15 protein-coding genes are annotated in these 19,870 nt (G+C 49.9%); 4 read left to right on the forward strand and 11 right to left on the reverse strand.

What is annotated here, in order from left to right:
- Positions 1-2: 2 nt before the first annotated feature.
- The 6 genes from ATORI0001_RS07380 to uvrA form a co-directional block, all read right to left on the reverse strand.
- Entirely contained in the window at positions 3-959 is a 957-nt protein-coding gene (locus ATORI0001_RS07380) for an ABC transporter permease (RefSeq protein ID WP_003150564.1), read from the reverse strand.
- A 91-nt stretch (positions 960-1,050) separates the two neighbouring features.
- Entirely contained in the window at positions 1,051-2,661 is a 1,611-nt protein-coding gene (locus ATORI0001_RS07385) for an ABC transporter substrate-binding protein (RefSeq protein WP_003150469.1), read from the reverse strand.
- A 436-nt stretch (positions 2,662-3,097) separates the two neighbouring features.
- Positions 3,098-5,038: an excinuclease ABC subunit UvrC gene (gene uvrC / locus ATORI0001_RS07390; protein WP_003150501.1), complete on the reverse strand. Its 1,941-nt coding sequence runs from the start codon at positions 5,036-5,038 to the stop codon at positions 3,098-3,100.
- Position 5,039: 1 nt separating this feature from the next.
- A complete protein-coding gene (gene murJ / locus ATORI0001_RS07395; protein WP_155811582.1) occupies positions 5,040-6,719 on the reverse strand; it encodes a murein biosynthesis integral membrane protein MurJ in 1,680 nt (559 codons plus the stop codon).
- Between the two features lie 17 nt (positions 6,720-6,736).
- Positions 6,737-7,255, reverse strand: a complete 519-nt coding sequence (gene ybaK, locus ATORI0001_RS07400; protein ID WP_003150586.1) for a Cys-tRNA(Pro) deacylase — start codon at positions 7,253-7,255, stop codon at positions 6,737-6,739.
- A gap of 1 nt (position 7,256) precedes the next feature.
- Positions 7,257-10,136, reverse strand: a complete 2,880-nt coding sequence (uvrA, locus tag ATORI0001_RS07405; protein ID WP_003150635.1) for an excinuclease ABC subunit UvrA — start codon at positions 10,134-10,136, stop codon at positions 7,257-7,259.
- 279 nt (positions 10,137-10,415) lie between these two features.
- Here uvrA and ATORI0001_RS07410 point away from each other — a divergent pair, with 279 nt between their 5' ends.
- From ATORI0001_RS07410 to ATORI0001_RS07420, 3 genes are read left to right on the forward strand one after another with little or no spacing between them, the layout of a single operon-like run.
- On the forward strand, positions 10,416-11,270 hold the full coding sequence (locus tag ATORI0001_RS07410) for an Mrp/NBP35 family ATP-binding protein (RefSeq protein ID WP_003150464.1): 855 nt from the start codon (positions 10,416-10,418) through the stop codon (positions 11,268-11,270).
- Complete coding sequence (locus ATORI0001_RS07415) at positions 11,270-12,496, forward strand: NAD(P)/FAD-dependent oxidoreductase (protein WP_003150634.1); 1,227 nt, start codon at positions 11,270-11,272, stop codon at positions 12,494-12,496. Before ATORI0001_RS07410 ends, ATORI0001_RS07415 begins: the two co-directional genes overlap by 1 nt.
- Before the next feature lie 23 nt (positions 12,497-12,519).
- Positions 12,520-14,193 carry an NAD(P)/FAD-dependent oxidoreductase gene (locus ATORI0001_RS07420; protein WP_003150571.1) on the forward strand — a complete coding sequence of 558 codons (1,674 nt, stop codon included), beginning with the start codon at positions 12,520-12,522 and terminating at the stop codon, positions 14,191-14,193.
- On the opposite strand, the gene ATORI0001_RS07425 is transcribed toward ATORI0001_RS07420, so the two are convergent.
- The 5 genes from ATORI0001_RS07425 to ATORI0001_RS07445 all read right to left on the reverse strand — a co-directional run bounded on the left by ATORI0001_RS07425 (position 14,190) and on the right by ATORI0001_RS07445 (position 19,263).
- Positions 14,190-14,939 carry a hypothetical protein gene (locus ATORI0001_RS07425; RefSeq protein ID WP_003150555.1) on the reverse strand — a complete coding sequence of 250 codons (750 nt, stop codon included), beginning with the start codon at positions 14,937-14,939 and terminating at the stop codon, positions 14,190-14,192. The genes ATORI0001_RS07420 and ATORI0001_RS07425 overlap by 4 nt on opposite strands.
- 29 nt (positions 14,940-14,968) lie before the next feature.
- Positions 14,969-15,892, reverse strand: coding sequence for an alpha/beta hydrolase (locus ATORI0001_RS07430; protein ID WP_003150477.1), 924 nt, complete (start codon positions 15,890-15,892; stop codon positions 14,969-14,971).
- 46 nt (positions 15,893-15,938) lie between these two features.
- On the reverse strand, positions 15,939-17,105 hold the full coding sequence (gene nagA, locus ATORI0001_RS07435; RefSeq protein WP_003150625.1) for an N-acetylglucosamine-6-phosphate deacetylase: 1,167 nt from the start codon (positions 17,103-17,105) through the stop codon (positions 15,939-15,941).
- A gap of 135 nt (positions 17,106-17,240) precedes the next feature.
- Positions 17,241-17,969: a GntR family transcriptional regulator gene (locus tag ATORI0001_RS07440; RefSeq protein ID WP_003150512.1), complete on the reverse strand. Its 729-nt coding sequence runs from the start codon at positions 17,967-17,969 to the stop codon at positions 17,241-17,243.
- A 226-nt stretch (positions 17,970-18,195) separates the two neighbouring features.
- Positions 18,196-19,263: a branched-chain amino acid aminotransferase gene (locus ATORI0001_RS07445; RefSeq protein WP_003150597.1), complete on the reverse strand. Its 1,068-nt coding sequence runs from the start codon at positions 19,261-19,263 to the stop codon at positions 18,196-18,198.
- A 221-nt stretch (positions 19,264-19,484) separates the two neighbouring features.
- Between ATORI0001_RS07445 and ATORI0001_RS07450 the strand changes: the two genes are divergently transcribed.
- Entirely contained in the window at positions 19,485-19,844 is a 360-nt protein-coding gene (locus tag ATORI0001_RS07450; protein WP_003150499.1) for a DUF488 domain-containing protein, read from the forward strand.
- Positions 19,845-19,870: the final 26 nt, after the last annotated feature.

Here is a 19,870-nt window from a genome sequence, read left to right on the forward strand (position 1 = left end):
GGCTACACCGTCCTGATTCGCGGATTGATAAGGATATAGAGCATGTCGACCACGATATTGATAATGATGAAGGACAGTGCCACAACAATAACAACCCCTTGCACGAGCATAGTCTCGTTGCCCTGAATGCCCTCAAGAATTGCCATGCCCATGCCCGGTAGGTTAAAAATAACCTCGATGACCACGGCGCCGCCCATGAGATAGCCGATCTTGAGTCCCAGCGTCGTAACCGGAGTAATGAGAGCATTGCGCAAGACGTTACGCGCAATGACGATGGGTTCGGGAATGCCTGCACCACGCGCGGTACGGACGTAATCGCGATCAAGCTCTTCAACCATTGCCGTACGAACAATACGCGTCATCTGACCCGTAAGGGGAACGGCCAACGCAACGGCAGGCATGATAATTCGAGCTATATACCCGGAAAAGTTTTTGGCCGGATCGGGCAGCATACCTGATGCCGGAAGTGCTTTGAGGGTAACCGCAAAAAGCAAAATGAGGAGAACCGCAAGCCAAAATGAGGGTGTTGCAAGTCCTGCGATGGAGAACACGCGAATAATCTGATCGGGCCATCTGTCTCGATACAGTGCGGCAATGACGCCCAACAAAAATGAAACAACGGCTCCAATGATGAGTCCAATAAAGGTAAGCTGCATGGTCACCGGTAAAGCTTTTGAAATGCGCTCCGCTACCGAGTAGTTTGCCGTACCGTACGTGCCTAAATCACCATGAAGTAAATCTCCCATATACCGCACATAGCGAACGGGCCATGGGTCATCAAGACCGTGTTCGGCATGATACTCTGCAATCGCTTCCGGCGTTGCGCTCTCACCCAATGCATTGTACGCAGGATCAACATGCGAAAACGACATTAGGAAGAATACAAGAAACGTAACTCCCAACGCCATGATTGGCAGCGCGATCAAACGGCGTCCAATAAGACGAAGTAGATTATTCACACTCTCCCCCTCTGAAGAACATCGAAGAAAAAGGCTCGAGCGACATTGACCCGCCCGAGCCCTATAACTACGTATAATCCGGCAGGTTCAGTTACTTTTGGGTAACCGTATTAACATCAACGAAGGACATGCCGGTGGTGCCAATACCCTTGAAGCCCTGAAGCGCTACGCCATTGCCGTTGGGCTTCTCGCTCCAAGAAGCGGTTGAGGTCTTTGCAAAGAGTACCGGATACAGAGGCACGTTCTCAGCGAGAAGATCGAAGCACTCGTTCCATGTGGACTGCTGATCCGCACCGGACTGGGTCAGAGCCTTGTCCATGAGCTCATGCAGCTTCTTCCATTCGTCCGTTTCTTTCCATGGGCAGCGCGTCTTCATCCAAATGTTGTCGCCGTACCACCAGTTCAGAAGCAAGTCGGTATCGCCACCGAAGCAGGAAGGATCTCCCGGTGCCAAGAGCAGATCCCACGATCCGTCAGCGGCATCAATGGCAGAATAGGTAGCAGGTGAAGTATCGGTCTGGATGGAAACCTTGAAGCCAAGAGCATCAAGATCTTGCTTGACCTCCGTAGCCATATTCTTAACCTGCTCGTTATCGGTTGTGCGCAGGACAACCTCACCCGGAGTGATGCCTGAATCCTTGATAAGGCTCTTTGCCTTCTCCTCGTCATGGGTATAGACCGTAGCAGCCTTGTGATAATTTGAGAAGGAAGACGGCAGATAGCAGGTAGCAGCTTCAGCCTGACCGGCCAGTGCATTGGCGATCATCTTGTCGGTATCCAGCGCATACATAACTGCCTGGCGAACCTTAACGTTATCCCATGGAGCCTTGGAGAGGTTATACATCAGGAAGCGCACACCAAAACCCTGAACGGTATCAACGGTGCAACCGGCATTCTTCAGCTGGTCAATGGCATCGGCAGGTACCATTTCCATGGCAAGCGTCGTGCCATCGGTCTGCGCAGTCAGACGAGCGGTAGGATCTTTGAGGATGTCATAGTGAAGTGCCTTATCCTTAGCGGGAGTTACTCCGTTATAGTTTGGATTTGGCTCAAGATCAAGAGAGTTGTCGCTGATGGTCTTATACATCCAAGGGCCGGATCCAACGGGCATCTTTTTCATGTCGTCTTGAGCTGACTTTGCCGGAACAACGCGGACAATGGAGAGACGCTCCTTCAAAAGCGAGAAGTTTGGCACATTCGTTTTGATGGTGACGGTAGCGTCATCTTTCTTTTCAACGGATGCGATGGGAGCAAGCATTGAAACATAAATGTTGCCCTCGGCAGTTGCGCGCTTGAATGACTCGACCACGTCGTCAGCGCTTACCGCCGTTCCGTCAGAAAACTTTGCGTCTTTTCTGATGCTTACCTCAAAGGTTGTGTCATCAACCTTCTGAGGATCGGCCGTTGCAAGCTCATTAAAGACATGATAGTCATGGTAATTCATGCCATACAGACCCTCGGAAACCTGCCAGTTAACACCAAGTGCAAGAGCAGATGACGTGGACGAAGGATCATAGTTTTGTGTTGAATATGCAGCGCCGGCAGTAATGGTACCGCCCCCTGCTTCACCCTTAACATCGCTCGTATTTGAAGCGTTGTTGTTATTGTTGTTGCCGCACGCCGTAAGGCCCATTCCCGCAGCAGCAACAGCTCCGCCTAGGAAGGTGCGACGTGATAGTTGACGACCAAAAAGCTTGCCCATTTCTGCCTCTTTCTGAGTATCTCAGGCCACAGACGTGGCTCCCTGCCACAGACGTGGCTTTTCTCCTCTATCATATTGGATATACATCTCAGAAAGGAATGACGATTCGGGTAAACGGAGTTTTTAAGGTGCACGAGAGACTCACAGGTAAAAAGAGCAAACACTTACGGTATACTTATAAGCTTCGCATTTTAGATAGATGAAGTATAAAGCGCTGTACAGCAACTTTATTGGTTTTCCTCTAAGAGATATATCTAAATTACCGCTAAACCATTGACGGAAAAATTAATACCACATCTACCGTTTACCGGCAAAATCATACCGTTTACCCCTATTTTACCTATGAAAACTGGTCTCTTATTTAATACCACATAGGCCTAAACCAACATACCAGTGTGAACGTCAGGATTCACACCATATTAGAATCACCATGTTTTCAGGATCGCCATGCTTTCAGTTCATCAAAAATTGTCTGAGCTAGCGCCGGAGAAATTCCTTTAACGTCTGCAATATCGTCTGCAGACGCCGCGTTCAGCTTCTTAAATGAACCAAAGTGACGCATAAGGTCTTTTTTGCGTTTAGGACCCACGCCTGGGATTTCATCAAGAATCGACACCGTCATGGCCTTGTCGCGAAGTTCACGATGAAACGTAATGGCAAAGCGGTGAGATTCATCTCGTACCTGTTTGATAAGGTATAGTGACGCAGAGCCCGACGGAAGAACAATAGGGGTATCGTCCCAAGGTACAAACACCTCTTCATCAGACTTAGCTAGGCCACATACCGGAATATCCAAGCCCAATTCAGCAAGCTGTTGAATGGCTGCCGTTAGCTGAGGTTTACCACCATCAACTACCAGCAAATCAGGACGTGAACCAAAGCGTTTGTCAGCCATACGCTCAGGACTATACCGCCGGCCAAGCACTTCTGACATAGACACAAAGTCATTTGCTTCATCAAGCTCGGCGTGAATCTTAAAGCGGCGATACTGTGATTTATCGGGTTTTCCATTGGTAAATACCACCATGGACGCAACCGTAAAACTACCATGCAACGTAGAAATATCAAAGCATTCTATACGCAAAGGAGGCGCTTCAAGGGCAAGTGCTGACTCAAGCTGTAAGAGCGCTTGGTTACTGCGATCATCAGAATAACCCGTGCGAATCATATGGCGCATAAGAGCATGGCGTGCATTTTTGGAAGCCATCTCAAGCAGACGGAACTTCTCGCCACGCTGTGGAAGATGAAGACCACATCTGTGTCCACGCTTATCTGAAAGCCACTCTGAGATAACCTCCGCATCAGAGAGTTCAAGGGGTACGTCCACCTCTGCAGGGACGTCCGCGGTTTCGTCATAGTAGCGCTTCACAAAACCCGAAACCAACTCGTCTTCCGAAACGTCAAGACCCTTGTCCAAAATAAACTCAACGGAGCGAACGGTACGACCCTCCCGGACAACAAAGACGCATGCGGCAGAGATGGTTTCCTCGCGATAAAATCCAATGAGATCCAGATTAACCGAGGTGGGAAATGTCACCTGTTGCCTGTCGTCAAGAGCACTCAGCGCATCAAGACGTCCTTTCAGGCGCGCCGCCCGCTCAAAGTCCAAATCCGCTGCAGCTTCTTGCATCTGCTCTTGAACTTCCATAACAATCTCAGACCGGTTGCCTCGCAAGAAATTCTCCACCTGCCGCACGTGCTTACCGTACTCAGCCGTTGAAATGGCACCCACACACACGCCGGGCCCGCGCCCCACGTGATAGTCAAAGCATGGTCTTCCCTTCTCGGCAAAGATCATGTTGGCCACGGCCGCTTCATTGGGATGCTTTTCCAACTCACGCCGGCATCGCTTCCATTCCGTACAACTTGCCGTACAGATGGGCACCACTTTTCGCAGCGTATCGATAGTCTGACGAGCGGCATACGAGTCCGTATACGGGCCAAAGTAGCGCGTTCCTTTCTTATGCTTTTCGCGCGTGTACTTGATGGCGGGAAATACGTCAGATTCCGTGATGGCGATGAAGGGATAGCTCTTATCGTCCTTAAAATCAACGTTGAAGTATGGCCGATACTGGGCAATGAGGTTGCGCTCCAATACCAGCGCTTCATGCTCATTTTCCACTACGATGTAATCAAAGCTCCGCACCACCTGCATCATCAGAGGAATCTTGGCGCGATCGTCTTGCAGCGTCACATACTGTCGCATGCGACTGCGCAGATTTTTTGCCTTGCCCACATAGATAACTTTGCCCGAGCCATCCTTCCACAAATAGCAGCCGGGACTTACGGGAACCTGATCGACCTGCTCTCGTATGGAAACCAAATCGTCAAAATCTTTGTGACTTGGAAGTTCTGCATCGCGAGAAGAGCGTGCCATGTTAGCGCCTCAGACGACCAAGCAGAGAGCGGATAGCCGCTGCTTCCGGGAACTTGAACATAACAGCTAGGCCATACGTTACCAAGACAGCCGGAATGCCTGCGGCAAAGCAGTTGATAATGCCGCGCAAAGGAGATCCGATAACCGGACCAATGAACGCTTCAAGAACACGCATGATCAAAACGGCCGCGGCCGACCCGAGAAGACCGAGACCCAGTGAGCGAACAAAGGCAAATGCCATAGATACCAGTCCGATATGTCCCAAGCGCCTACGGAGCGCAAGGAGCATAACGACATCAATGATCACGTTAAATATCGCTGAGGTTGCGGCTACAAACCCTAGGCCAAAGTATGGTGTGCCAAAGATGAGCAACGCTACCTGAACCCCGGAGCCGAGCGTTGCCGCAACGGCATATAAAGTCATCCGTCTCATGGCGGAACAGACTTTTTGCAGGTACATACCTACGCCGTACAGCGGTAACGCCAGAGAAAGGCCGCTTAAAAACTCAGCGGTCAAAAAGATATCCTCTGCCTCAAATTGTCGCGATGAAATAATGGAGATCAGAGGCACCGAGAACACAATCAGATACAGCATAAAAGGCACGGTAAAAAGCAGAATCTGGCAGACGCCCTGTGTGAGATCGCGCTTGAATGCCGCAATGTTCTTTTTTGCCCAGTTGTCGGAAAGTTCCGTAAAGAGTGCCGTGGTAAGAGGTACCGTGAGAATGGCATATGGCAACGTATACCAAAGACGGGCATAGTTGGAGATGGCGCCGCCTGCCGCGCTAACGGAAAGCTGGGAAGAATTTTGGACCGATACCGTAATAAAATTGGCAATGACAACGATGAGCGCCGGAGCTCCGATTTTAAGCGTATCCCTCAGCGCGGGATCATGGAAATTAATGCGCAGTCTGAGCCTGATACCGTTCTTTTTAAGGGATGGGATTTGTACCAAAACCTGAACCAACACACCCAACGGATTACCGAATGCCAAAATCAGAAGGCCCAAAGAGGGGTTTACCGGAGCTAAAAGCGCGTATGCAATAAAAGAAGCCGTAGTTATGAAGTTATTAAAAATAGGCGCTGCCATCGGCCAAAAATAACTACGCTCCGCATTGAGCACTCCGGAAAAAATGGTCGAGAAACTGTACAGGACTATCTCAATGGCAAAAAACCGGAAGAAATAGATGGCAAGCTCAGAGTCAAATTCAACATTAGCCGAGAAGGACTGTGTATAAATGACTTGTCCTGCAAAAACAATGCCTAAAATGGAAGTGAGCAAAGTGGCTATAACTACAATTGAAAGCAAGTTTGACGTGTATGCATTTGCCCCTTCTTTACCAATCTTCTTCTTGATGGACATATAAACCGGCAAAAACGCCGTGGTCAGCATACCCGCCCCCACAAGCTCATACAGCTGATCGGGCAGCGTATTGGCAATCGCATAGCAGCTGGCCAAAACCGTAGTGCCAACGGCAATCGACTGAGCCCATGTGCGGGCAAAGCCAGTGAGACGGCTGATAATAACCAGCACGCTCATCATGGAAGCAGAACGGCTCACTTCTTTCTGACGGTCTTCAGCGAGAAGTCCGGGTTCTTCTTCAAGCGTCTTTTGGGATGCCGTGGCAAGCGCATCATCATGCAAGAGAAATTCATTTTGCTTTGCGTAGACGTCACGCATATGTTTTGGTTGATAGCTCACAACCGTGCCTCTCGAACGATATCGGCAAATACTGCATGTATACATGATGCTACCGCAATCGGTGAAACGGTGATCCCAAGACCTTTACGGCCTCCTGAAAGGTTAATCTCATCAAAAAGCTGTGCGGTTTCATCAATAATCGTAGGGAACTGTTTTTTCATCCCTATCGGCGTACAACCACCTCGAACATAGCCCGTAGTCGCTTCAAGGTTTTTAACGGGCAACATCGAGAGACTCTTCTCGCCTGCCACTGCCGCGGCCTTTTTGAGATCAAGCTCTTGTGCTACCGGAACGCAACACACCACATAGCCGCCATCTGCGCCCTCACACACCAACGTCTTAAACGACGCATCCACATCTTCACCCAATGACTCTGCAATGCGCACACCTAGCTCACCTGAGGGAATGCTGTCATCCACATCGTATTGATGTATGTCAAATGAAATGCCGGCGGCCTCAAGTTCACGCATGGCGTTTGTCTTTTGAATCCTCTGGAGCTTTTCTCGCTTTGTCATATTACGCCTGCTCCCGAGCCAAACGTTTGCGGTCTCGCTCAAGAATGGGGGCGAGAAACTCTCCGGTATACGAGCCCTTTACCTTAGCCACCTGCTCAGGAGTGCCATAGGCAACCACGGTTCCGCCACCGTCTCCGCCCTCAGGGCCCATATCAATAATGCGGTCGGCCATCTTGATAACGTCAAGGTTATGCTCAATGACCAGCACCGTATTGCCTGCGTCCACAAGACGCTCCAGCACGTCCACCAACTGACGGACATCCTCAAAATGAAGACCCGTGGTAGGCTCATCCAAAATGTAGAGGGTCTTGCCCGTCTGCGTCCGGTGAAGCTCTTTTGCCAATTTCACGCGCTGAGCCTCACCGCCGGAAAGCGTAGTGGCAGGCTGACCCAAATGAATGTAGCCAAGACCAACGTCATGCAAGGTCTGAAGCTTGTTCTTGATCCGTGGAATGTTGGCAAAAAAGGCAAGCGCCTCATGAACCGTCATGTCAAGCACGTCGGAAACGGATTTGCCGTGATAGAGAATCTCCAAAGTCTCGCGATTATAGCGCTTACCATGGCAAACCTCACAAGGCACGTAAATATCAGGCAGGAAGTTCATCTCAATTTTAATCTGACCGTCACCCTTACAGGCTTCACAGCGGCCTCCCGGTACGTTGAACGAGAAGCGTCCTGCCGAGTATCCTCGAGCTCGAGACTCAGGAACGGACGCATACAGCGCACGAAGATCATCCCAAAGCCCGATATAAGTTGCCGGATTGGATCGCGGCGTCCGGCCAATGGGACTCTGGTCGATATCGATGACCTTGTCGATAAGATCAATGCCCGAGAGTTTCTTATACTCCCCGACGGCTCGCTTGGAATGTTGAACCGCATTGGTGAGTGCGGGTGCAAGAGTATCCGTTACCAAAGAAGACTTGCCCGAACCGGAAACGCCCGTTATCAGGGTAAGCGTGCCCAGCTCTATTTTGGCGGTTACGCCCTTGAGGTTGTTTGCCGACGCGCCGGTAATTTTAATCGCCCCTCGACCGGGCTTACGACGTTTTTCCGGCAGCCTGATTTGGCGTTTGCCCGTAAGGTAGGCGCCGGTGATGGAATCGGGATTTTCGATAATCTCTTCCGGTGTACCGGCAGCAACCACTTTGCCTCCCAGCTCACCGGCACCCGGTCCCATATCTACCACGTAGTCCGCCGCGCGAATGGTGTCTTCGTCGTGCTCTACCACCAGTACCGTATTGCCGCGGTCACGAAGTTGTTTCAGGGTTTCTATCAGGCGGTTATTGTCGCGCTGATGAAGTCCGATGGAAGGCTCGTCCAAGATGTACAGCACGCCCATGAGGCCCGCACCAATCTGGGTTGCCAGGCGAATACGCTGGGCTTCGCCGCCGGAAAGCGTGGCCGCCGCACGCGAAAGCGTCAGATAATCAAGGCCAACGTTTACAAGAAATTGCAATCGCGCCACAATTTCTTTCACAATGGGGCCTGCAATGAAATGCTGGCGTTCCGTCAGCTTCAGAGCTTTGAAGAACTGCAGGCTTTCCCGACAGGACATCTCCGTAACTTCCCAGATGTTCTTCTCACCAACCGTGACCGCTAAAATCTCAGGCTTTAAGCGCGCTCCATGGCACGCAGAGCATGGCATCTCGCGAATATAGTGCTCAAGATGGGTTTTCATCGTCTCTGACGTAGTTTCTTGGTACTTGTCAAAGAGAATCTTGCGCACGCCTGCAAACGTGGTAAACCAATGGGTATTGCGGCCGTCGCGCGTTACATAATCAACGCGGATCTTGGTTGCCCCCAGACCGCCGAGCAGCGCATCTTGAACTTTCTTCGGCAGCTTTTCCCACGGCGTTGTATCAGAAACTCCCAGGTGAGCACAGACGGCGGAAAGAATCTGCGGATAGTAGTTGGAATGACCAAAAATACTGCCAAAAACGCCCTCGGAAACGGAGAGCTTAGGATCGGTGATGAGTGCCGCAGCATCAATGATTTTGCGGACACCAAGGCCGTCGCAGTCAGGACACGCGCCATAAGGAGCGTTAAACGAGAAATCGCGCGGCTGCAGATCATCCATGGAATGGCCGTGGATGGGACAGGCGAGCGCCAGAGAGTACTGCAAAAGCTCGTCAGGCATATGCTCCGGATCATTGCGATCCGCAAGAAGAAATACACCCACCTTACCTTGGGCGAGTTTGGTTGCTTGTTCAACCGCTTCAACGACGCGGCCGAGAGAATCCGGCCTGATCACAATACGATCCACCACGACTTCAATGGTGTGCTTGAGGGTCTTGCCCAGCTTAATCTCTTCCCCATCGAGCTCGCGCACTTCTCCGTCTACACGAACGCGAGAAAAGCCTTCTCTCCTGAGATCTTCAAACAGCTTGGTATACTCGCCCTTGCGACCCAAAACAACGGGAGCAAGCACAAGAGCACGGCGTCCCTGTCCGGCCTCGAGGATCTTGTCGGCAACTTGGTCGGTAGTCTGACGCTCAATCACACGACCGCACTCGAGACAATGCGGAATGCCGATACGGGCATACAAAAGACGCAGGTAATCATAGATTTCCGTAACGGTTCCAACGGTAGAACGGGGATTTCTACTGGTGGTCTTCTGATCGATGGAAACCGCCGGCGAAAGGCCGTCAATGGAATCAAGGTCGGGCTTATCCATCTGACCCAAAAACTGGCGCGCATAGCTTGAGAGCGACTCAACGTAGCGACGCTGGCCTTCGGCATAGATGGTATCAAACGCAAGACTTGATTTTCCTGATCCCGAAAGACCGGTGATAACTACTAATTTGTCGCGCGGTATATCAATGTCCACATCCGCCAGATTATGTTCACGCGCGCCGCGGATCGCAATTTTGCTTGATGCCATACTTCCTCACTTGGTATATCAATACTGATAGGGCAAATGGAGCAAACCCTACCGGACGACTTTTTTCTAATCTTCTAGTTTACCCAAGCCGACATCCTTCAATGAGTACTATCTTGAATTTTGAACGGAGAACCACAAAAGCGCAACGCATGGAGGCCCCTTTTTGTCGCTCACAATCTCGCCATTCCTGATGTATTGTGAAGTTTCAAAAAGCTTGGGTAGAATAAAGCTGCCATCACCAATTAACGAGCAATTCCGGTCGTTTTATAAGGAGAGGAAATGTCCGACGTTACCATTGATAAAGAGGCCTTGAGACGCGAGGTTGATGAAGCTCTTCACGGCCAAAAGAAAGAGCCCGTTGCGCCTTCCGGCTTTGAGCTGAATGCAAACTCACGAGTAAAACACGTCATCGGCGTAGTTTCAGGCAAGGGTGGTGTCGGCAAATCTTTGGTAGCCGGCATCTTGGCAACCAATCTTATGCGTGCAGGAAAACGCGTGGGAATCCTTGACGGAGATATCACTGGTCCTTCAATCCCCAAGATGTTCGGACTCTCGGGCGTTCATGCACACGGTGAAAACGATCAACTCGTCCCCGTTACCGAAGCACGTGGCATCAAGATTATGAGCGCCAATTTGGTGCTCCAAAATGAAACCGACCCGGTGCTTTGGCGAGGCCCTGTAGTTGCCGGTGCAATCCAGCAGTTCTACGGACAGTGCAACTGGGGAGAACTCGATTATCTCCTTATCGATATGCCTCCGGGAACGGGTGATGTGGCGCTCACGGTATTTCAATCACTGCCCGTTGAAGGCATTGTCATTGTGTCTTCTCCTCAAGATTTGGTGCAGATGGTGGTAGGCAAAGCCGTTAAGATGGCCAACATGATGGGCATCCGCGTGCTGGGTCTTGTGGAAAATATGGGATATGTGCAGTGCCCGCATTGCAACCAGAAAATTGAGCCGTTTGGCCCCAGCCGCCTTGAGGATACCGCCGCAAGTTTTGGCATTTCCGCTCTTGGACAGCTACCCATTGACCCTATTTTCTCCAAACTTTCCGATCAGGGAACGTTTAGCAGCAACCTCCCCCACGACCTTATCCCCCATGCCACCGAGTGCGTACTTGACTTGGACAGGTAATGGCAGCTCAGCGTAAAAAACGTCTTTCGCGTACCGAGAAGAACAATGCGCTTCTCGCACAGGCTGCCGCCGTTAAGGTGCCTTCCGTTGCCGACATTGTTGTGGTAGGCGGAGGCGCTTCCGGCCTTACGGCCGCCATCAGCGCAGCGGAGGCACTGCAAGATGCAGGACATCCCGGCACCGTTGTTGTTTTTGAACGAGCGCTGGAATGTGGACGGACCATCCTTGCAACCGGTGGCGGACGCTGCAACTTTGCCAATGAGGACGTGCGTCCTGAAAACTATCGGCATCCGGCGTTTGTACGCTCCGTTGTGGGCGGCAAATACTTAAAAGAGGTGCTGTCGTTTTTTCGCACATGCGGACTTGCGTGGATCACCGAAGACGAAGGGCGCATGTACCCCGTTACGCGCGAGGCATCTTCGGTGCGAGACGTTCTTCTCACCCGTGCCAAGAAAGCAGGCGTCATTCTTGCATGTGCACGAGAGATCGTTGACATTCAAACAACGTCTCAAGACTTTGAGGTGGCCTGGAAGGAAACGTTTGAGGAAGAGACACGCCACACTCTGACGGTGCGCACCGTTATCCTTGCCGGAGGAGGAGCTTCTACCTCCGCTGTTACTCATCACCTTGGTCTTGCCATGGTTTCGGAGCGGCCGGGACTTTGTGCGCTTGCTTGTCTGCCCAAAATTCCTGCGCAACTGGACGGCAAGCGTGCTCACGTTCGTGCGCACTTGATGCGCGACGGAAAGCTCCTAGCCACGGAGCAAGGCGAAGTTCTTTTTAGGAGCTTTGGCATCTCGGGCATCATGGTGTTTAATTTGTCCCGCATGGCTCATAGCGGCGATACAATCAGCCTTGATTTGCTTTACGAAGTTGACCGTGGTGCCCTGCAGGCCGCCATTGAAGCGCAGACCACTGACGGTATTCTCGATTCCGCACTTGCCGAGTTTGTGGCTCCTAGCACATCCATTCCCGCAAAAATCAGCGCAGCACGGCATCTTGTCCTCACCGTTACCGATGTTGCACAAAGCGTGCCTCCGCAAATCACCATCGGTGGACTTGCGATAGAGAATTTTGACCAGAATCTTGAAGCCCATGCATATCCCGGACTTTTTGCCTGTGGAGAAGCGCTTGACATCGATGCTCCCTGCGGCGGATTTAACCTTGCCTGGGCATGGAGGTCCGGCATGATTGCAGGTATATCTGCCGCACGACATTTGGTATAGCACATTCCAAAAGAAGGTCTTACATGCTTGAAGTATCAAACATTAAACTTCCTATTTCGTCTCTTCATGGCAACACAAAAGCAGAAGCACCAGCCGGACGTACTGCCCTATACCAAACACTGCATCTGAAGCCTGAAGACATATCTTCCATAGAACTACATCGCCGCTCCATTGACGCACGAAAGCGCAATAACATCATATTGGTACTCACGTATCGCCTTACACTTCGCGGCGGATTGGCTGCCGAGAAGAACCTGTTGCATAAGCTTTCGCGCAAACCGATAGCCAAGCATATCAAACGCATTGAGCCCGAAGCATTTGCACTTCCAACAATGCTCCCTCAGCCTCCCCGCCAGCGTCCTGTGGTGATAGGCGCGGGCTGTGCCGGACTTTTTTGCGCTCTCGTCCTGGCACGTGCAGGCCTTGCTCCCCTGCTTATTGAGCGCGGCGACGATGCACAACGACGCACCGAAGCCGTAACTCATTTCAATCAAACCGGCGAACTCGATCTTGAAAGCAACATCCAGTTTGGTCTTGGTGGCGCGGGCACCTTCTCCGATGGCAAACTCAATACCGGAACTAAGAGTCCTTCTCACCGCTTCATCCTTGAGGCATTCGTTGAAGCCGGTGCTTCCCGAAGTATTTTATGGGACGCAAAGCCACACGTCGGAAGTGATGTGCTGCCAACCGTTGTAACCAATCTCGTACGTATGATTAAAGCCGCCGGAGGAGACGTAGCGTTTCGCACGCGTCTTGTTGACCTTACGCTCAAAGACCAGCAAATACAGTCCATCACTGTTGAGCGCACTGAAGCTCACGGTGACATCAAAATCGAAACCATCCCTGCAACACAGGTTATTCTCGCCACCGGACATTCCGCGCGAGACGTCTTTGAGCTCCTTAACCACCATGGCGTCCGTATGGAGCGTAAAACGTTTGCCATGGGTGTACGCATCGAGCATTTACAAGCCGATATTGATCGCACTCTGTACGGATCTGAGGCCGGAAACCCCGTGCTCGGCGCTGCGGCATACAAGCTCTCGGTTCATCTCCCCAGCGGCCGCTCTGCCTTTTCTTTCTGCATGTGCCCCGGTGGCTCTGTGGTAGCCGCCTCAAGCGAGAAGAACGGCGTGGTTACCAACGGTATGAGCCTATCCAAACGCAACGGCACAAACGCCAACTCAGGACTTCTCGCCAACGTGTTCCCCGATGATCTTCCGGGAGACAACGTCCTTGAAGGCATTGCCTTACAGCGCGCCTGTGAGAGAGCCGCATTTGAAGCTGGAGGTGGCACCTATGTGGCACCGGCACAATTGGTGGGTGATTTTGTGCGAAGCCAGAAATCCAGCGGTGTGGCAAAAGTGCAACCAACTTACCCGCGCGGCGTTTCATGGGGATCTATTGAGAGCTGTCTTCCAGACTACATTACGAATACGCTCCGCGAAGCTCTTCCCCACTTTGACCATAAGCTGCACGGCTTTGCTGCAGATGACGCCGTACTTACCGGCGTGGAAACACGCTCCAGCTCTCCGGTACGTATCACGAGAAACGATTCGGGACAAAGCATAAATGTCAAAGGACTTTGGCCTGTGGGGGAAGGCGCGGGATATGCCGGTGGCATCATGAGCGCCGCTGCCGATGGTATCCGCATAGCCGAGCTAATTGTCCAATGCTATGAGTGTATGGCCGCCGTCTAATTGCAGCAGTTCTCTATCTCACTTTTAAGCATGTGACCATACTCTGCCGGATCCGCGCTCATTTTTGTACAGTGACCGTATCCGTCCCAAACTTTGAATCTTGCATAAGGATATTTTTTAGGAAGAACTTTCTTTGCAGAGCGCAAATCAAACTCTTTCGAGCCATATAAAAACAGGCACGCCTCTTGTTCCTCTTTGGATAATTCCGGAGGATTAACAAAAGCACAGTCGTGAAAGATATTCTTGAGGCTTTGCTCGTCAATCTGTATGAAGCGCTCTGCCATGGGAGTTGCTTTCTCCCCATAGAGACCTGTCATTTTCTTTATCGCCAGCTCCCTATTACGAATGGCCTTTCGGTGCTTATGGAGAAAAACACTTGTCGCAATAAAATTAAGAGCTTTTGCGTGCTCCCATAAGCTGCAACCCTCAAATACCGCTGTACGCACTTTGATATCTTTATAGGCAAGTAACTGCAAGAGCACTACACCGCCCAAAGAGGCACCGTATGCGAGGGCTAGTTCTTGTATATGGTGGTTGACCAAATACTCATGTATCCTTTCGCTTTCCTTTTGTACAGACTCATATACTTCGTTTGATAATTCCCCGTGCGCAGACAAATCCGGAAGAATATAGCGAAACTCTTCTCCCATATGGTCAGCTATGACAAGTTTCATTCCATGAGCAGATGACAACATGGGATGGATAAGCAGGACAACCTTTTCCTTGTTCTGATTCAAATCAAGCAATTTTGCTCTTCTCCTTAGGAACTTTTGCCTTACCACCTGCTTAGTATATTCATAAGCCTTCTGTCAATATCTAATCTCGTCTCTCTGCATTCTTTTGGGTATTCTCTTGCCGCCTTAAACATAAACCTCACAAGCAGTCCGGAACCAATGGGAAGCATCAGTTTCAGCATAGACTCGGGAAACACAAAATGTGTTCCATGCTCATACATCAAAGCCTCAAAATCACAGGTATGCGGCAAGCTTTTCAATCTCTGTTGCATTCTTCGAATGTATTTACATGTATCCCATAAAGCATCGTCTTCAGCTCCAATGCAGACAACTTTTCCGTTGATACGCTCAATCTTGATTTTTTCTTCCTCTGTTAAGGGATGAAGGCGCTCTGATTCATCAAACATGTTGCGAGCAGCCAAGATATTATCGCCAGCTTTTGCTTCTTCCTTAATCTTTTGCCAATACGTTGGATGCCGATACGCATAGGGTAAATACGGCAGTGGACAACCCTTCCATGATACGGAAGATTCCTGATTCCCCGGACGTTCGAGAGCCCCATCCGCTTTATCTCGGTAATACCCCTCTATAACAAAGTCCGGCGGTGTCATTGCGATGGTAAGACTGATATCAGGGTAATAGGAAGCGGCGACAAGAGCCATCATGCCTGTTGCAGACGCACCCAAAACTCCGATTTTTTCACAACCTTGGCTATGTAAAAATGCAATCGCTTTTCCCACTCGTTCCAGCGGTTCGTTATGTCTGCCAAGAGCTTTCTTCTCAGGAGATACGGCAAGCGCATGAAATCCCTGTCGGTGGATCCATGTTGCTCCGGAGCAAACCATTCGACTATCCGCAGAATCACCCAGCATGAGGATTATGGCACGAGCAGATTTCACCTTGGGATTCGGATACCAAACCCCATAAAATCCATCGTCATTCACTGAAAGCGCTCGTTTTTGCATTTCTTTCCCTGTGTAAAACGCCTTCTATCTCGCTTTTGAGCGTGTTTTATGCCTTGTACACGCTTCTTCCGCCAAGATAGGTTTCTTCCAACACAAGATCTTTGCTCAGAACAATGAAGTCTGCATTATATCCAGGGCGAATGTATCCGCACACATCATCAATGCCACAAGAACGCGCAGGTTGCTCTGATGCCATGCGAACCGCTTCTTCAGCCGTTGCAATCCCCCAGTCAAACACGTTTTTGAGACCTTCGCAAAGACGCAAAATGGATCCCGCAAGACTGTGAGATTCGTCTAACAGGCGCGCTGTTCCATCTTTTACAATGACCGGGAAATCCCCAAGATTGTAGTTACCTTCAGGCATACCTCCCGCACGCATACAATCGGTAATAAGTACCATGTGGTCAATGCCTTTCGCACGTACCAATGCACGAGCAGCTATGGGATTTACATGATGTCCGTCACATATAGCCTCGGCATAGGTGCCGTGCGTAGTCATAGCGGCGCCTACCATACCCGGTTCACGGTGATGCAGGCCGCGCATGCCATTGTAAGTATGAACAAAAATATCCGCACCCGCATTAACACAGGCAAGTGCCTGGTCATACGTTGCATCAGAGTGTCCTAAAGCTACATGGACTCCTCGATCCGCCATTTCCGAACAGAACTCCGGAGCCCCTGCACGCTCAGGAGCAATCGCAATCTTTGCTATCCACCCACGGGCGTGCTCTTGCCATTCATCAAATACGTCAACGTCAGGATCGAGAAAATATGAAGGATTCTGGGCACCCTTGTGCTTCTCGGTAAAAAACGGGCCTTCCAAGAAGATACCTTGGATACGCGCGGCGTCGATGTCGTTGGCATCAATACCATCTACGGCGTCAGCAACGGCTTCGCATGCATCTCCTGTTTGTTCAATCGATGCAGTAAGGGTTGTAGGAAGCCACGAGGTAACGCCATTAGATAACAGTCCTTTAGCAATCTCAATAACGCCGTCGGGATCACAGTCCATAATGTCGTGATCAAGATATCCATGGATATGCGTGTCTACGAGGCCCGGAGCTACCCAACTGCCGGTATAGTCTACAATTTCACACGCAGGCTCAACGGTAGTAAACTGGCCAAAAATACCGTCTTCGATTAAAAGATATCCCGGACCAACCGGAGCTCCCGGAAGGAAAAATTTGTCTGCCTTAAGAGCATAGGTATCCATACATCCAACTCCTTAGACGCTCAAATAAGTATCCTCTACATTACACCTCAAACGGATGAATAGTAACACCCTTTACAACACGATTTACCGTTCCGGATGGCGAAGGAGTATCGGGGGTATTTCCTACTTTCATTTTTAATTGCGGACATGCACCACTTTATAGTGAAATTGATCGGCCCGTGCAACAGAGAGCGTAAACTCAACAATACCATTGTGGTCACTATATGTGGTACGCTCAAGATTAAGTACTGGTGCTCCCTCAGGGATATCAAGCTGCTCTGCATCACTTTGTTTCGCGATAGAGGCCTTAAACTCTTCTTCAGCATAGTGAATGGTAACGTTATATTCAGCTTCCATAATATGGTAGAGCGAGTTTTCTTCTAATTTCTCTCTTGAGAATGATAAAAATTGTGAAGTGGGAATAAATGTAGTTTCCAGCATCATAGGAACATTGTCAGCAAGACGAAGGCGCTTAATGCGAAAAACCTTATCACCAATCGCAAGTTGCATATGTTGTGCAAGAAATTTATTTGCCTCAATGGCTTCAAACTCTAGAATAACCGTCTTAGGTTCACGTCCAAGATCACGCTGCTGCTCAGAAAAGCTATATCCACCAGTAAGATCAGTTACACGACCAGATTGATCTGCTACAAAGGTTCCACGACCATGTCGGCGATAAATAAGACCAATACGTTCCAGCTCTTTAAGAGCAAGGCGAACCGTTGTACGAGACAGTCCATAGCATTCAGAAAGACTGCGTTCAGAGGGAATCAAATCATCTGGCTCAAGATCATTCTCAATGTGATCTCGCAACGTATTTGCTAACTGGCTATAAAGCGGTTGTTTTCCTGTAAGCACGGCCATAATAACCTTTCGTCAACAACATATATCAACACGGACTTCAATATGAGTTTGTTTAGATTGACTGTAAATGATATTACTTAACCTCTGACATATGGTCAAACCCTAGGATTATAAAAAGCGTAGTCAAACACCGTAGTACCGCAGCACACATAGCATCAAAAGTAGTGCCAAAACTGACAAGCCTGGCAAGACGCTCTTTCGAGAAGTTCTTGCCAGGCTCTTCTCGCTAGCAAATCTTAAAAATCCATCCCTTTGGAGCTTCAATCTCACCAGACTGGATGCCGGTAAGGGTATGACGGAGTTTGCTCATCACAGGTCCAACTTCAGCCATACCGGCACCAAATACAATTTCCTTCTCTCCGTCAACCACCTTACCAACAGGCGAGATAACGGCAGCCGTACCACACATGCCACACTCAACAAATCGATCAATTTCGTCAAATCGAACGGGACGCTCTTCAACTTCCATGTTGAGATATTCCTTAGCCACGTGAACCAAAGAGCGCCGTGTAATGGACGGCAAGATGGAATCGGTGAATGATTTGGGTACTACAAGCTTCCCCGCCTCATCAACAAACAGGAAGTTTGCTCCCGACGACTCCTCAACATACGTACGAGATTGAGAATCCAAATACATACTGTCCGCAAAACCGTCCTTGTGCGCCTCCGTTGTAGGGAGAAGCGACATGGCATAGTTCAAGCCTGCCTTAATGTTGCCTGTACCATGCGGAGCTGCTCGATCGTATTTGGATACCGTCAGGGCAACCGGCTTAACGCCGCTTGAATAATACGCACCAACGGGGGTTACCATAATACGAAACTCATACGTAGACGAAGGCTGAACGCCAATGGTATCGCCTGTGCCAATCATAAGCGGACGGACATACAAAGACGCTCCCGTTCCAAACGGTGGAACCCATATGGCATTTGCCAAGACAACTTGCTTGACCGCATCAAGAAAGCGCTCTTTCGGAAATGGCGGCATAACAATGCGCTCGGCTGACGTTGCCATGCGCTCGGCATTAAGATCAGGGCGAAAACACACGATATCGCCTTGTTTTGTGGTGTATGCCTTAAGACCCTCAAAGACTTCCTGGCAATAATGGAGGATGTTTGCGCACTCTGAAAGATGCAAGGTATGATCGCGCGTAAGCCCACCCGCATCCCATGCACCGTCCTCGTAGTGTGAAACATAGCTATAGTCGGTCTTGCGATACTTAAATCCAATAGTTGACCAGTCGAGATTCACTTTATCAACCGTATTAGCAAAATCTTCGCTCTCAAAATCTGTCATGACGTTCCCTTCAGTCACAGAGGACTCGTATTAAATCATCCTCCCCTAACAGCAAAGCCTCCTCTATACAAGCACGGTCTTATCGTTTATGGGGCGAGAAGTGCATCTGTTAACGTGATATTTATTTTTCTGTTTGTTTTTTTGGCTCTGTTCAATCATCACAACATAAACGGGTATAAACCATTAGGCATAAAGGTGAAGTTGTCAGAAGAAGGCAAACTATGGATATCCAGATCAAACGCACCTATGAAGCTTCTGAACCGGCGGATGGTTACCGCGTACTTGTTGATCGCCTGTGGCCGCGGGGCATTAAAAAAGAGAATCTCCACATGGATCTTTGGGCAAAAACCATTGCTCCCTCCACTGAATGCCGCAAAGCGTTTAATCATGATCCCGCTCGTTTTGACTCTTTTGTTGCACAATACACGCAAGAACTCAACAACAATCCGGATACCGCGCAATTTATCAACGATTTCACCGCAACAAGTGCTTCTCGCATAACGCTTTTGTATTCAGATAAGGACACCCGGTACAACAATGCCGTCGTTCTTAAAGATTGGCTGCAAAGAAAGCTCGGCTAAGCAGCTTGATCAAGCTCCGTCGTATA

This window comes from Lancefieldella rimae ATCC 49626 (genome assembly GCF_000174015.1).
Classification (GTDB): domain Bacteria; phylum Actinomycetota; class Coriobacteriia; order Coriobacteriales; family Atopobiaceae; genus Lancefieldella; species Lancefieldella rimae.

What these genes read in the sequence shown, in the direction of transcription:
- ATORI0001_RS07385 (WP_003150469.1), bottom strand. Translation starts at nt 2,661, where the DNA reads ATGGGCAAGCTTTTTGGTCGTCAACTATCACGTCGCACCTTCCTAGGC.
- uvrC (WP_003150501.1), bottom strand. Translation starts at nt 5,038, where the DNA reads ATGGCACGCTCTTCTCGCGATGCAGAACTTCCAAGTCACAAAGATTTT.
- murJ (WP_155811582.1), bottom strand. Translation starts at nt 6,719, where the DNA reads ATGCGTGACGTCTACGCAAAGCAAAATGAATTTCTCTTGCATGATGAT.
- ybaK (WP_003150586.1), bottom strand. Translation starts at nt 7,255, where the DNA reads ATGACAAAGCGAGAAAAGCTCCAGAGGATTCAAAAGACAAACGCCATG.
- uvrA (WP_003150635.1), bottom strand. Translation starts at nt 10,136, where the DNA reads ATGGCATCAAGCAAAATTGCGATCCGCGGCGCGCGTGAACATAATCTG.
- ATORI0001_RS07410 (WP_003150464.1), top strand. Translation starts at nt 10,416, where the DNA reads ATGTCCGACGTTACCATTGATAAAGAGGCCTTGAGACGCGAGGTTGAT.
- ATORI0001_RS07415 (WP_003150634.1), top strand. Translation starts at nt 11,270, where the DNA reads ATGGCAGCTCAGCGTAAAAAACGTCTTTCGCGTACCGAGAAGAACAAT.
- ATORI0001_RS07420 (WP_003150571.1), top strand. Translation starts at nt 12,520, where the DNA reads ATGCTTGAAGTATCAAACATTAAACTTCCTATTTCGTCTCTTCATGGC.
- ATORI0001_RS07430 (WP_003150477.1), bottom strand. Translation starts at nt 15,892, where the DNA reads ATGCAAAAACGAGCGCTTTCAGTGAATGACGATGGATTTTATGGGGTT.
- nagA (WP_003150625.1), bottom strand. Translation starts at nt 17,105, where the DNA reads ATGGATACCTATGCTCTTAAGGCAGACAAATTTTTCCTTCCGGGAGCT.
- ATORI0001_RS07440 (WP_003150512.1), bottom strand. Translation starts at nt 17,969, where the DNA reads ATGGCCGTGCTTACAGGAAAACAACCGCTTTATAGCCAGTTAGCAAAT.
- ATORI0001_RS07445 (WP_003150597.1), bottom strand. Translation starts at nt 19,263, where the DNA reads ATGACAGATTTTGAGAGCGAAGATTTTGCTAATACGGTTGATAAAGTG.
- ATORI0001_RS07450 (WP_003150499.1), top strand. Translation starts at nt 19,485, where the DNA reads ATGGATATCCAGATCAAACGCACCTATGAAGCTTCTGAACCGGCGGAT.